Genomic DNA, 13,902 nt, shown 5'->3' with positions numbered 1-13,902 from the left:
GACTAACCGGTGAAAAACGAACTCAATCCGTATGTGCGGCGCGTGCAACTGGGCGAAGTAGCGCCGCCGCCGATCTCGACCACGCTGGGCGGCCGGATCGTTTCGCTGGCCGCCGACGGCAGCCGGATCGAATGCGAGTACACAGCGGACGAACGTTTTCTGAATCCGGCCGGCCAGGTGCAGGGCGGCATGCTCGCGGCGATGCTCGACGACGTGACCGCGTGGCTCGTCACGGCGGCGCTCGCCGAACACGAACATTGCGCGACGCTGAATCTGAACACGTCGTTTCTGCGCGCGGCCGGACCCGGTCCGCTGCGCGGCACGGCGACGCTCGTGCGCAGAGGCAGAAATGTCTGCAACGTGGACGGGCAATTGTGGCAAGGGGACAAGCTGGTCGCGACTGCGTCGGCGGTATGCATGGTCGCGCGCGGCGGCGCCTAGCAGCATTTATTTCGTCGCAGGACGAAGCAACGCCGGCGTCGTGCGTATTTATCGGCGACGCCGGCACTCATGTTGAAAACCACTCCGGAGGAGACTCATGAACGTAGCGCGCGCAGGGAAACGGGTTGTACTGGCGGGATCGATCGCATTGGCTATCGGCGTGAGCGGCGGTGCGTTCGCGCAAACGCCGGCGGGCGGCGAGGCGGGTGCGAATGCGACGAATGCCGCGGTGCAGCCGGCGCCGTCCGCGTCGGCGCCGCTCAGCAAGGCGGAGCGTAAAGCGCAACGCAAGGCGGTGCGCAAGGAGGCGAAAGCGAAGAATGCCGCGGAACTGAAGCGGCTGAAGGATGCCGGTTATCAGCCGGGCCAGAACGATCCGAACTATCCGGAGAATCTGCAGAAGGCCGAGCGCAAGGCCGCGACTGCGCAGGGCGCGAGTCAGTAAAGTCGCCAAGTCAGTAAGTCGGTGAAGCGGGCGTCGGCGCGCGGGTGCGCGCGCCGCGCAATCGAATACCGCTAGCGAAAAAACTGAAGAAAGTACTGCCGGAAACTAGCAAGCCGCGTCCGCGGTTCTTGCCTCCGACGACATGGGCGCGGACGTCGTCACGCCCGCCGGCATTCTCGCTTCGGCGAGAACCCATGACCTGAATGCCATCGCATCGGCTCTATCCGTCACTGTGCGCGGATAAACGAGCCAGTAACTGTAGTCGTTCGGTATGACGATATCGAACGGCTGCACCAGACGTCCGGCTTGCAGATCGCTGGCCGCCAGCGTGAGTCTGCCCAGCGCGACACCTTGTCCGTCCAGCGCTGCCTGCAGAACGAACGACGCATCGTCGAATTTCAATCCGTAATCGAGATCCGCACCGACCACACCCGCGTGTTCGAACCAGACCCGCCATGCGGCTTTGGGCTCATCGTGCAGCAGGCGCACGCCGAGAAGATCGGCGGGATGCTTGAGAGGCGGGGCGCTGCGCGCGAATGCCGGACTGCACAGCGGGCTCAGCGTCTCGCGCGCGATCAGATCCGATTTCACCCCGGGCCAGCGTCCGAGTCCCGAGCGGATCCCCATGTCGAAGTTGTCGCCCGAACCATCCCAGAGCGAGAAGGAACTGGTCAATCGCAAGTCGACTTCCGGGTGAAGTGCGAGAAAGCGTCCCAGTCTCGGCACGAGCCAGCGCGAAGCGAACGACGGCAGCACGGTAATGCGCAGCGGACCGTCGGTACGCCGGCGCACCCGCTCGGTCGCCGCCAGCATCAGATCCAGCGCGCTGCCCAGGTCGCGCACATACGCCTTTGCCTGCGCAGTCAATTTCAGCGAGTGGCCTTTGCGCTCGAATAATCGAATTCCGAGCCATTGCTCCAGCAACCGGACCTGGTGACTAATGGCCGCCTGCGTCACGCATAACTCTTCAGCGGCGTGAGTAAAGCTCAGATGACGTGCGGCTGCTTCAAATGCTCGCAGCGCACCGAGGGGAGGAAGACGGCGCATGTCTCGATTATCCCAGCTTATCGAGTCCGTGAGAACACTTTGCAATGCACCGCAATGGAATTAGATCTAATAGCTGCTCCAGAAAGAGGGGCCACTATCTATTTTGTTTTCATTTTGCTCGATTGAAATTTGGAGACCTGCGTGACTGCTATTTCAAGAATCGTTAACGATCGCAATTTCGTCAAAGTCGAGCACCTCGGTTTCGATGCGTTATACATGAAACTCGAGGCATTCAATGCGGCCGGGTCCATCAAGATGAAGACTGCTCTCGGGATGGTGGACGATCTCGAGACGCAAGGGCGCATCGGGCCGCAGACGGTCCTGATCGAATCGTCGTCGGGCAGTCTGGGCGTGGCGTTGAGTGTGATCTGCGCGGAACGTGGTTACCGCTTCGTCTGTGTCGTCGATCCGAATGCGTCGCCCAGCAATGTGAAGGTCATGAAGGCGCTGGGCGCGGAGGTCGTCGTGGTCGATCGGCGCGATGCCAACGGCGGCTTTCTCGGTACTCGGATCGCATATATTCACGACGCGATTTCGCGAAATGCTAATTATCTGTGGCTGAATCAATACGCGAATCCGCAGAATCCCCGCGCGCACTTTCACGCGACAGCTCCTGCTATAGCAGAGGCTTTTGAATCCATTGATTATTTATTTGTCGGCGCGGGTACGACGGGCACGCTGATGGGTTGTGTGGAGTATTTCACGCAGTATCGGCCCGCCACAAAAATCATTGCCGTCGATGCGGTGGGATCAGTCACGTTCGGCGGCAATTCGGGGCCGCGGCATATTCCCGGACTCGGAACCAGCCGCCGTCCGGAGATCTTCTGCGCGGACGGTATTCACGCGCTCGAAATGGTTCGCGAGATCGACACGATTGCGATGTGCCGGTTCCTCGCGCGCTCGAACGGCATTCTTGCCGGCGGATCGACCGGCACCGTGCTGGCCGGCGTAATCGCCTGGCAAGACCGTATCCCCGCCGACGCGGTCGTGGTCGCGATCTCGCCCGATATGGGCGAACGCTATCTCGACACCGTCTACGACGACGAATGGGTGGCCAGCCGTTTCGGCGCCATACCCCAATGGTCGCTGCCTCTGAACCATAGCGCGCCGAGTAGAGCGCTTGCATGAGTTCACCGAGGCCAATCTTTCACTGATATACGGGGTAGTCATGTTTGACTTCAAGGTCATTCCGGGAACCGCTGTCAAAGCGGTATTGGCGGAGCACGCCGCGGCGGCGCTCGACGATGTTCAGGCCGCCTATCTGGCGCATCACGATCGACAGACGGTCAATCCGGACAGCTATTTTCTGCGGTTCCCGGACGCGCCGCGCGATCGCATCATCGCGCTGCCGGCGTCGATCGGTGCGGATATTCGGGTGGCGGGCATCAAGTGGATCGCCAGCTTTCCGCAAAACGTCGACAGGGGATTGCCGCGCGCTTCCGCGGTATTGCTGCTGAACGATCCGGCAACCGGCTATCCGTTTGCCTGCATCGAGGGAGCAATAATCAGCGCGGTGCGTACCGCGGCCTCCGCGGTGCTGGGTGCGTACTGGCTCAACGGATGCCGGCGTACCGCTGGAACCGTTGCGTTCGTCGGGGCCGGCGTGATCGCACGCAATATCTATGACATGTTCGAGGCGGACGGGTGGACGTTCGACGAAGTCCTCGTCCACGATACGGACTCGGCTTCGGCTGTCGCGCTGGGCGCACACGTGAGGATGCGGGTGCGCAATACGAAGGTTGCGATTGCGGACAGCCTGGAGGACGCACTGAACGCGGACGTGGTTGTGTTCGCGACGAACGCGTCATCGCCGTATGTTCATAGGCCGCAGGGTTTCTCGCCGCGGCAGACGATTCTCAACATCTCGCTGCGCGATCTCGCACCGGAACTCATTCTTTCGGCCTTCAACGTGTTCGACGATGTCGATCATTGTCTGAAGGCGGAAACGTCGCCGCATCTCGCGGAAAAATTGTGCGGCGACCGCCGCTTCGTCGGCGGCACGCTTGCCGCACTGATACGAGGCGAGATCAAGCGCGATTCGACGAGGCCAGCGGTGTTTTCGCCGTTCGGAATGGGCATTCTCGATCTGGCGTTGGGCCGGCGCGTCTACGACAAGGCATGCGCGCGTGGTCTCGCGATCGACGTTCCGGGCTTTTTCGGGGAGACGTCGCGATGGTAGCTGTCGCTCAATTCGGCAAGCGGGTGCCGCGTTTGAACGTCGGCATTATCGGTCTCGGTTCGCGTGGTCTGAGCGTGCTCGAACGTCTGATTACGCTCTCGCGTCATCTGCGAGGGCGCGAGGTCCGGGTCTGCATTTTCGAGCCCGGCGAATTGGGCACAGGTGCGCACGGAACTTGCCAGCCCGACTATCTGCTGCTCAATACCATTGCGGGGCAATTGAGCATGTTCCCCGACACCGCCGCGATCAACGCGCCCGATGAGCGCACCGGCCCGAATCTGTATGAATGGTGCCGCGACCGCGGGCTTCGGATTGGCACGGATGGATTGCCATGCAGCGCTGGCGGCCGGCCGGTCGAGCCGACCGATTTTCTGCCGCGGCGAATTCTGGGCGAGTACTTGAGCTGGTTCTACAGCGAAATCGCGAAAGATCTGCCGTCGAATCTGACGCTGGTCTTTTATCGTCAGCCGGTGGTCAGCGTCACGCGTGACGCCGTAAACGACGGCTTCGTGCTGCGTACTTCCGCGGGCGCGACGGAGCACGCAGACCGTGTGTTTCTGACCGTCGGTCACGCAGCACGTTTGCGCGACCGCGACACCAGCGACCGGACAGTCGTCGATCCCTATCCGCTGCCGTCCGCACTAAAGAACGTTGGGCCGAACGAGACGGTCGGCGTGGAAGGTCTCGGGCTGGCGGCGATGGATGTCGTTGCGGCGCTCACGCAGGGGCGAGGCGGACGATTCGAGCGCGGCGCCGACAACGCGGTCCGTTATCAAGTCTCGGGCCGTGAGCCTCACGTTGTCCTCTTCTCCAGGAGCGGGATCCCGTTTCGCGTGCGTCCGGTCGCCGCAACCAACACGCGTCGGCATCGGCCGATATTCATCGGCGCGCAAACGCTGGGCGAACTCCGCGCCCACGCGCCCGCCGGTCAATTGGATTTCGAGCGCGATCTGCTGCCGTTGATGCGCGACGAGATGCGTGCGGCGTTTTATCTCGCCTGCGTGACGCGTGACGATGAGCGGCGAGCACAAGCCGTTGCCGATGCACTGGCCGTGGCGTATTCGCTCGGCACCGTTGAAGGCGCATTCGCCGCGCTCGCGGCACGCTACGGCGCGTACGACCCGGACGAATATCTGCTGACCGAGGTGCCGGAGTCGCTGTCCGGCGCGGACTATGTGCGTTGGGTTCGCGCGTTTATCGAGGCGGACCTTGAGGAAGGGCGGCTGGGTGTGCCGGCGAGCCCGCTGAAGGCGGCACTCGAAGTCTGGCGCGATTTGCGCGATGTGCTTCGCGCGGCTGTCGATCATGGCGGCCTGACGCGTTCATCCCGACAGGTCTTTTACGGCCGGTATGCGGCGCTCGTGAATCGCCTGGTCGCGGGACCGCAGAAAGAGCGTCATGAAGAACTTCTGGCGTTGATGGATGCCGGCATTGTGGAGATCGTGCGGGTCGACGGTAGCGGACCGGTATGGCGAGAGAACACCGAACGCTTCGAGCTGGCATCCGGTCAGCCGGGCGAGAAGCCGGTGTGGCTGGACCGGCACATCGTCGCGCGGATCGCCGCAAGCGGTCTCGACGAACCGGGCCGGCAACCCATTGCTTCGATGGCCGACGCGGGACTGCTGCAACCGGTCGATCCTGAAGCGGCGCTGTCCGGCATCGCGATCGACGCAGGCGGTCATCCACTCGATGCGCACGGCGCGCCCGTTGGCGGTCTCTGGATTCTGGGGCCGGCCGTGGAGGGCGCCACTTACTACAACCATTACGTGCCTTCGGGCGGCGCCTATTCGCGCGCGTTGTCTGACGCGCATCAGGCGGTGTGGGAATGCCTCGGTCTCGATCGGACGCAGGCCGCCGCGTGTGGCGAGGCGGCATGAGAGTGCGCCGATTGAAAGAACTGCTTGACGGGATACACGAGGCGGCGCGCTGACGTTTCCGCTGCACGGTATTTCGATACATCACACGACAAAACTTTTACGACGAGAGGCCAATAAGAAATGCTGATTCTTTCATTCAAGGGCGGTCACGACGGTACGCTCGCCGCAATCGATAACGGCAAACTCCTGTTTTCACTGGAGGCGGAAAAGGATTCTTTTCCACGCTACGACCGCATCACGCCCGAACTCGTCACGTTGGCGGCGCAGCGGCTCGACCGGATTCCGGACGCAATCGCGATCAGCGGCTGGGTGAAGGGCTTTCACTCGGTCGAGCGGCAGACCGAGGCCGGGTACTACGGATGGGACAAGTCCGGCGTTCGGCATCGAAGCCAGAACTTCATGGGCAAGGAGGTCACGGTATTTTCGTCGACTCACGAGCGCTCGCACATTCTCGGCGCATATGGGATGTCGCCCTATTCGCAGGGCGAACCGGTTTACTGCCTCGTGTGGGAAGGCAATATCGGCGATTTCTACGAGATCGATGCCGACGTCGTGGTTCATCACATTGGCCGGGTGCTGACCGATCCGGGCAATAAGTACTCGTCGCTATTCATGATCGGCGACCCGGGTTTTCCGCCTATCAAGGGGCATTTCCGCTACGAGGACGCCGGCAAGCTGATGGCGCTGGCCGCCTATTCCGACCGGGCGCCGGCGAGCGCGGACGAGAAGAAGCTGATCGACACGATCCTCGGCGCCGATGGTCTGCTGCTCGGGCGGCCGAAGGACTCTTATGACTGGAGTCCGTTCTATAACGTCGGGGTGGCATCGACCGCATTCAAGAATCTTGCGGGCAAGTTCAGCGACGAGTTGTTCGAGCGCTTTCATACCTTCGCGCGGCAACACCTGACCAAGGGATATCCGTTGCTGATTTCCGGCGGCTGCGGACTGAATTGCGACTGGAACACGAGTTGGGAGGAGTCGGGTCTGTTCGAGAGCGTATTCGTGCCGCCGTGTCCGAACGATTCGGGTTCGGCGATCGGCACGGCGATCGACGCACAGCACTTTCTGACCGGCGACGCGAAGATCGAATGGAGCGTCTATGCCGGAGACGAGTTTCAGGAAGACGTCGCCGGCGTTCCGGACGGCTTCTCCGAGTATCCGCTCGACCTGGGCGCGCTCGCGCAGTTTATCGAGTCCGGCAACGTCGTTGCATGGGTACAGGGGCGCTACGAAATCGGTCCGCGCGCGCTTGGGCACCGCTCGATTCTCGCCGCGCCGTTCAGCGTCGAGACGACAACGCGACTGAACCGGATCAAGAATCGCGAAGACTACCGTCCGATCGCACCGCTGTGCCTCGAAGAAGACGCGGCCGCGCTGTTCGGCCGCGAGCGTCCGTCCCCCTACATGCTGCATTTCAGCCGCGTGCGTGACGAGTCGCTGAAGGCGATTACTCATGTCGACGGCAGCGCGCGCGTGCAGACGGTTTCGCGTGGATCGACGCCGGAGCTTTACGACCTGCTGAAGGCATTCAAGCAGCAGACCGGTTATGGCGTGCTGTGCAATACGTCGCTGAACTTCAACGGGCGGGGATTCATCAATCGCACGAGCGATCTTGCGGAGTACTGCCGGGATCGTGAGCTGGATGGCTTCGTGGTCAATGACCGCTTCTATCTGGCGCAGGGGCGTGCGTTCGGTACGCTGCGCAGCACGGCGCTGGACGCGACTGCGGCGGTTGCGGCGTAGGTAGGGATCGGAGACATCGGACGCCACGGTTCGGGTTGAGATCGTGGTGTCCGGCGGCGCATATTTAAACACGCTTGATTAAACACGCGTGACACACAGAGAAAACAATGATAGCGCTTGAAGTGTGGATGCTCATTCTGGGCTTTTCCGTACCAATGATTATCAGCCCGGGACCGGGCAACACCGTACTTGCGACCGCGGGCGGGAAGTTCGGCGTACGCGGCACGCTGCCGTTTCTGGCCGGCTTCGAACTGGCGAATCTGTTCTGGTGCCTCGTATATGGCTTCGGGTTGAGCCGCGTACTGATCGAGTATCCGCATCTGCGCATGGTGCTGAAGTGGGCGGGCATTCTCTACACGCTGTACCTCGCGTACGGATTTTTCAGATCTTCGTCGCTGAAAGAGCAGCAGGACATCAGGAAACTGACCGCGCTGGATGGCTTCCTGTCGGTGTCGCTGAACCCGAAGATCCACTCGATGATCTTCGTGCTGTTCTCCCAGTTCCTGACGCCCACCGTGCCGCTTTATGTGCAGGTCTTACAGATATCGGTCGTATTCACGATCCTGTGCGTGCTGTGCCATCTGCCGTGGATTTATGGCGGGCAAGTCATTTTCGATCGCGTCAAAAGCGAGCAGTCGATGAAGATTCAGGGCATTGTCTTCGGCGTCTGCATGGTGCTGGTGGCGGTGCTGCTGGCGATTTCGGAGTAGCGCTGTTTCCGCTGGAGAAAGGGTAGCGAAACGCGGCTCGATGCCGCGTTTCGCTGACTCTTCAAACTTTCACGGCAACTTCCACATCTCCGGCGGGCAGAGTAACGCTGACCCCCAGTTCACTTTCTTCCACCGCCAACCTGCTCGCATCGCGCAAGCTCCGCCATTGCCGCAACACCAGCCGCAACGGACCCTGTATGCGCTCGCCGCTAATACGCAGAGTGCTACCTTGACGACTTACGCTCACTTGCGTAACGGCGGCTCCGCTCAAATCCCGCAACGTCGCCATAGCCGTTTCGCCGTCGCCGAGTTCGAACAGATGCAGTTCGCTGCCGGTCGTGTAGTCGTAATCCGGTCGCTGATTTTCAGTGCCGAGCGCCATTAGCGTATTAGGCCGCACATAGAGCGGCAGGCTCATGAAATCGTGCCGCTCGCGCAGCCAGCGTCCACCGTCGCGCACTTCACCGCTGAATAGATGCGTCCAGCGTCCCGGCGGCAGATAGAAATCCACCTCACCGATCGCATTGAACACCGGCGCGACCAGCAGCGCGTCGCCGAGCAGATACTGCCGGTCCAGATAATCGCAGGCGGGGTCGTCCGGAAACTCCAGCAGCATCGCGCGCAGCATCGGCGTACCGGATTCGGTCGCGTCGAACGCGGCGTCGAACAGATACGGCATCAGGCGCGATTTCCATTCGGTGAAGTGGCGCACCACGTCGACCGCTTCATCGTCGAACAGCCAGGGCACCCGATACGACTTGCTGCCATGCAGCCGGCTATGGCTCGACAACAGGCCGAACGCGCACCAGCGCTTATACACGTCCGCCGGCGCGGTATGTTCGAAGCCGCCGATATCGTGACTCCAGAAACCGAACCCGCTCAGCCCCAGCGATAGCCCGCCGCGCAGCGTCTCCGCCATCGATTCGTAAGTCGCGCTGCAATCGCCGCCCCAATGCACCGGCAACTGCTGGCTGCCGACCGTGCCGGAGCGCGCGAACACGACCGCTTCGCCTTCGCCGCGCGCTTCGCGCAACACGTCGAACACTACCTTGTTGTACTGGTAGCTGTAGAAGTTGTGCATCTTCTGCGGATCGGAGCCGTCGTGATAGACGACGTCGGTCGGAATCCGCTCGCCGAAATCGGTCTTGAAGCAGTCCACGCCCATGTCCAGCAGACGCCGTAAGTGCCCCGCGTACCATTGCGCGGCGGCCGGATTGGTGAAGTCGACGATCCCTTGCCCCGGTTGCCAGCGGTTCCATTGCCACACGTCGCCGTTCGGCTTGCGCAGCAGATAGCCTTTCTCCATCCCCTCGGCAAAGAGCGGCGACGGTTGCGCGATATACGGATTGATCCACAGACAGATCTTCAGGCCGCGCGCTTTCAGTCGCGCGAGCATCCCGCGTGGATCGGGAAAGGTCTCGCGGTTCCATTCGAAGTCGCACCAGTGGAAAGCCTTCATCCAGAAGCAGTCGAAATGGAAGACGTGCAACGGAATACCGCGCTCCGCCATCCCGTCGATGAAATGATTGACTGTCGCTTCGTCGTAACTGGTCGTGAACGACGTGGTCAGCCACAGACCGAACGACCACGCGGGCGGCAAAGCGGGGCGGCCGGTCAGACGCGTGAAGCGGTCGAGTACCTGTTTCGGCGTGGGGCCGTCGATCACGTAGTACTCGAGCTTTTCTCCGGCGACGCTGAATTGCACCTTCGCGACTTTCTCGCTCGCCACCTCGAACGAAACGTTCTCCGGGTGATTGACCAGCACGCCATAACCGCGATTGGTCAGATAGAACGGCACGTTCTTGTATGCCTGTTCGGTGCCGGTGCCGCCGTCGCGATTCCAGCTTTCGACCACCTGGCCGTTCTTGACGAACGCGGTGAAGCGCTCGCCGAGTCCATAAACGTTTTCGCCGACGCCGAGATCGAGCCGCTCGAACATGAACGGCGCGTCGCGCTGATTCGCATCGTTCAGATGACCGGCGGCGCGAAAACCGCTGCCGGTGATGCGTTGGCCGTCGCGCAGAAAATCGACCGCGAAGTCGCCGCTTCTGGCGATCCGCACGGTGAGCGAACCGCTGGTCAGGCTTGCTTCGTCGGCCGTGTTGCTGATCTGTACCTGCACGTTCTCGCGGGTCAGCGCGAAATGCGGGCCGATCTCGCGGGTGCCGCGAAAATGCTCGAGGGTCACGCCGATCACGCCGCTTTGCGGCGAAAAGAACCGCCATGTCAGCAGTCCCGTATCGAGCTGGCGTTCGCGGCTCGATACGTCGCGCGGCGCCGCATGCACGAGCAGTTCGTCGCCGCGCGCCTCGACGCTATGCAGGGCCGCCGAGTACAGCACGTCCAGGCCGTCGCGGATCAACCAGTTGCCGTCGCTGATTTTCATACCAGGGTTCTCATCGCGGGGTGGGTTCGCTTATCTCGAAGCGAACGACAAAGAAATCCCCGCACGCGGCACGCAGGATGCGCGGCGTGGTGCGGGTTCGGTTGCTGTTTGAAGCGCCGGGTAGGCCAGCGCCGTTCTAACGGTGCCTAACGTTACGAAATAGCTTCTATAGCGCTCGCTCGCTGGTGCGGTCGAACACGTGGACATGCTCGGCGGCGATCTCGACGCGCACCGCGTCGCCGCTGCGCAGATCGGACACGCCACCGTGCGAGACCAGCACCGTCGCATCGACGCCATCGAGCCGCAGCGACGCGAAGCTCATCGAACCCGTGGTCTCGACGCCGTCGACCAGCGCGCGCAAACCGCGTGCATCGTGCTCATCGCGTTGCAAACGCAGATGTTCGGGCCGCAGACCGAGCCACACCGCGGTGCCCGGCTGCAACGTGCGGCCCAGCGCGAGCGTTTGCTTCAGGGCGCCACCGAACTGCGCGCTGCACCCGTCGGCAGCAATCTCAGCTTCGATGAAATTCATCGACGGCGAGCCGATAAAGCCCGCGACGAACTTATTCGCAGGCCGGTGATACAGGCTCAGCGGCGCGCCCTGTTGTTCGACCTGGCCCGCGCGCAGCACGACGATGTGATCGGCCATCGTCATCGCCTCGATCTGATCGTGCGTCACGTACACCGAGGTCGCGTGGAGCCGCTCGTGCAGCTTGCGGATTTCGGAGCGCATATGCACGCGCAGCGCGGCATCGAGATTCGACAGCGGCTCGTCGAACAGAAACACCTTCGGATTGCGTACGATCGCGCGCCCCATCGCGACGCGCTGCCGCTGGCCGCCGGACAACTGCCGCGGCATCCGCTCCAGCAGATGCGCTAAGCCGAGCGTATGGGCGACGCCGTCGATGCATTCGCGGATCGCTTGCGGCGCACTGCGCCGCAGGCGCAACGAATACGACATGTTCTTCTCGATGTTCATATGCGGATACAGCGCATAGCTCTGGAACACCATCGCGACGTCGCGCTTGCGCGGCGGCACGTCGTTGACGACCTGGCCGTCGATGCGCAGCGTGCCGCCGGTGCTCCGTTCGAGACCGGCGATGGTGCGCAGCAAGGTCGACTTGCCGCAGCCCGACGGCCCGATCAGCGCGACGAACGCGCCTTCGGGCACGCGGATGTCGATGTCCTTCAACACCTGCACGGGTCCGTAACTCTTGCTCAGACGCTCGATCTGAATACGATCCACAGCGGTTCTCCGGCCGGCGTGCGCCGGCAAAAACGGTTGCGTTACTTGAGCGCGCCGGCGGTGAGACCGGCGACGATCCTGCGTTGCAGCAGCATGAAAGCGATCAGCACCGGCGTGACGAAGATCGCCGAGTAACTCATGATCCCGATCCAGTCGATCTTGGTTGCGCCGACGAACGCGGACAAACCGACGGTCGCGGTCTGATACTGGTCGTCGAGAATCAGCGAGCGGGCGTACACGTATTCGCCGAACGATTGCAGGAACACGAGGATCGCCGACACCAGAATGCCGTTGACCGCGAGCGGCAGAATCACGCTGAAAAAAGCCCGCATCGGCGACGCGCCATCGACGAGCGCCGCGTCGCGCAACTCGCGCGGCACCTGCACGAAGCTCGGCCGGCACAGCACGATATAGAACGGCAGCGTTTTGGTGATCTGCGCGATCACCACCGCGAGACGCGGCGTTTCGAGCAGGCCGAGGCTTTTGAACGCGGTGAAGATCGGCGTAACCATCAGGCTCGACGGCAATGCCTGCAAGATCAGCACCGCGAAGATCGCGCCGCTGGTCCAGCGGTTCTGCACGAACGCGAGCGCGTAGGCCGCGCCGGTGCCGACGAATACCGTGACCGCGACGGTGCCGCTCGCGGTCACCAGCGAATTCCACAGGAAGTTGCCCATCCCGCGTTCGGTGAATACCTGCCACAGCTGCGAGGCTGGATGCTGCGGCCAGAACGTCGGCGGATACTGGAACATCTCGCTCGCGCTCTTGAATACGGTGATGTACATCCAGTACAGCGGAAACATATAAAGCGCCGTCGCGCACAGCGCGATCACGAACAGCACGTAGCGCTTCATGTCAGACCATCCTTTCGTTGCGTGTGGAGCGCACGTAGATCACCGCGACGATCAGCACGAGGATCAGCATCAGCGTCGCGACCGCGGAGCCCGCCGACACCTCGAAGGTTTGCAGCGACAACTGCCACGACCAGAACTGCGCGACCTGCGATGAATTCGCGGGACCGCCCTGAGTCAATGCGGCGATCAGATCGAACTGCTGCATCGTCATGATCGCGCCGAGAGCGATCACCGCGCCGAGCGTCGCTTTCATCATCGGCAGGGTGATGCCGGTGAAGCGTTGCAGCGGATTCGCGCCGTCGAGTTCGGCCGCTTCATACAGGTCCTTCGGAATCGCCGCGAGTCCGACCGACAGCAACAGCATGTTGAACGGAACGCCGAGCCAGACGTTCGCGAGGATCACCGCATACAGCGACCACGCCGGGTCCGACAGCCAGAAAATCTTGTCGTGCAGCAGATGCAGCCGCATCAGCACATGATTGAGCACACCGTAATCGCCCGCGAAAATCAGCTTCCAGATCACGCCGACTACCAGCCCCGGCATGATCCAGCCGGCGAGAAACAGGCCGCGCATCACGCTCGCGAACGGAAAATCCTGCGCGAACAGCAGCGCGAGCAGAAAGCCGATCACCACCTGGAACGTCAGCGAAAGGCCGACGAACAACACCGTATTGACGAGTACCTGACGCGCTTCCGGCCGGCCGAATACATCGCGGTAATTGGCGAGCCCGACGAACGGCCGCAGCAATGTGGCCGGCGCCATCAGATCGACCTGCTGGAACGACAGCACGATGTTGTAGATCAGCGGCAAGCCCGCGAATACCAGCAGATACAGCAGCGCGAAGACGGCCAGCGAAACCTCGAAGGCATGCGCGCGCGGCAGGCGGCTCAGTAGTGTGTTCATGGCGTTTGATCCGGCGGGGACGACAGCGGCCGGCCGGACCCTCCGAGAGGCTCCGGCGCAGCCGCGCGCG

Annotated in this window: 12 protein-coding genes; 7 read left to right on the top strand and 5 right to left on the bottom strand. The window is 62.2% G+C overall.

Going from position 1 to position 13,902, the window contains the following annotated elements; all coding sequences use genetic code 11:
- The first annotated feature begins 9 nt into the window (after nucleotides 1-9).
- Nucleotides 10-441, top strand: a complete 432-nt coding sequence (locus BTH42_RS14620; RefSeq protein ID WP_083654803.1) for a PaaI family thioesterase — start codon at nucleotides 10-12, stop codon at nucleotides 439-441.
- 97 nt (nucleotides 442-538) lie between these two features.
- Nucleotides 539-886, top strand: coding sequence for a hypothetical protein (locus BTH42_RS14615; RefSeq protein ID WP_075300497.1), 348 nt, complete (start codon nucleotides 539-541; stop codon nucleotides 884-886).
- Nucleotides 887-991: 105 nt separating this feature from the next.
- On the opposite strand, the gene gcvA is transcribed toward BTH42_RS14615, so the two are convergent.
- Nucleotides 992-1,933, bottom strand: coding sequence for a transcriptional regulator GcvA (gene gcvA / locus BTH42_RS14610; RefSeq protein WP_075300495.1), 942 nt, complete (start codon nucleotides 1,931-1,933; stop codon nucleotides 992-994).
- Between the two features lie 141 nt (nucleotides 1,934-2,074).
- On the opposite strand from gcvA, the gene sbnA reads away from it, so the two are divergent.
- The 5 genes from sbnA to BTH42_RS14585 all read left to right on the top strand — a co-directional run bounded on the left by sbnA (nucleotide 2,075) and on the right by BTH42_RS14585 (nucleotide 8,442).
- On the top strand, nucleotides 2,075-3,061 hold the full coding sequence (gene sbnA / locus BTH42_RS14605) for a 2,3-diaminopropionate biosynthesis protein SbnA (protein WP_075300493.1): 987 nt from the start codon (nucleotides 2,075-2,077) through the stop codon (nucleotides 3,059-3,061).
- Nucleotides 3,054-4,112, top strand: coding sequence for a 2,3-diaminopropionate biosynthesis protein SbnB (gene sbnB, locus BTH42_RS14600; RefSeq protein ID WP_256702032.1), 1,059 nt, complete (start codon nucleotides 3,054-3,056; stop codon nucleotides 4,110-4,112). The genes sbnA and sbnB overlap by 8 nt, the downstream gene beginning before the upstream one ends.
- Nucleotides 4,052-5,989: an FAD/NAD(P)-binding protein gene (locus BTH42_RS36005; protein ID WP_083654801.1), complete on the top strand. Its 1,938-nt coding sequence runs from the start codon at nucleotides 4,052-4,054 to the stop codon at nucleotides 5,987-5,989. The genes sbnB and BTH42_RS36005 overlap by 61 nt, the downstream gene beginning before the upstream one ends.
- A 120-nt stretch (nucleotides 5,990-6,109) precedes the next feature.
- Nucleotides 6,110-7,732 carry a carbamoyltransferase C-terminal domain-containing protein gene (locus BTH42_RS14590; protein ID WP_075300487.1) on the top strand — a complete coding sequence of 541 codons (1,623 nt, stop codon included), beginning with the start codon at nucleotides 6,110-6,112 and terminating at the stop codon, nucleotides 7,730-7,732.
- 107 nt (nucleotides 7,733-7,839) lie between these two features.
- Nucleotides 7,840-8,442, top strand: a complete 603-nt coding sequence (locus BTH42_RS14585) for a LysE family translocator (RefSeq protein ID WP_075300485.1) — start codon at nucleotides 7,840-7,842, stop codon at nucleotides 8,440-8,442.
- A 61-nt stretch (nucleotides 8,443-8,503) separates the two neighbouring features.
- Here the strand turns inward: BTH42_RS14585 and yicI are convergent, their stop codons facing one another.
- The 4 genes from yicI to BTH42_RS14565 all read right to left on the bottom strand — a co-directional run bounded on the left by yicI (nucleotide 8,504) and on the right by BTH42_RS14565 (nucleotide 13,832).
- A complete protein-coding gene (gene yicI / locus BTH42_RS14580) occupies nucleotides 8,504-10,828 on the bottom strand; it encodes an alpha-xylosidase (RefSeq protein ID WP_075300483.1) in 2,325 nt (774 codons plus the stop codon).
- A 166-nt stretch (nucleotides 10,829-10,994) separates the two neighbouring features.
- Nucleotides 10,995-12,074 (bottom strand): ABC transporter ATP-binding protein, encoded by a 1,080-nt coding sequence (locus BTH42_RS14575; protein WP_075300481.1) that lies wholly within the window; start codon nucleotides 12,072-12,074, stop codon nucleotides 10,995-10,997.
- 41 nt (nucleotides 12,075-12,115) lie between these two features.
- Nucleotides 12,116-12,928 (bottom strand): carbohydrate ABC transporter permease, encoded by an 813-nt coding sequence (locus BTH42_RS14570; RefSeq protein ID WP_075300479.1) that lies wholly within the window; start codon nucleotides 12,926-12,928, stop codon nucleotides 12,116-12,118.
- Nucleotide 12,929: 1 nt separating this feature from the next.
- The gene (locus BTH42_RS14565) at nucleotides 12,930-13,832 is read right to left on the bottom strand and encodes a carbohydrate ABC transporter permease (protein ID WP_075300477.1); all 903 of its coding nucleotides are present in this window, start codon (nucleotides 13,830-13,832) and stop codon (nucleotides 12,930-12,932) included.
- Between the last annotated feature and the right edge of the window lie 70 nt (nucleotides 13,833-13,902).

Source organism: Burkholderia sp. SRS-W-2-2016 (assembly GCF_001931485.1).
GTDB lineage: Bacteria > Pseudomonadota > Gammaproteobacteria > Burkholderiales > Burkholderiaceae > Paraburkholderia.
The sequence above is the reverse complement of the archived record's forward strand: the minus strand, read 5'-3'. Positions and strand labels throughout refer to the sequence as shown.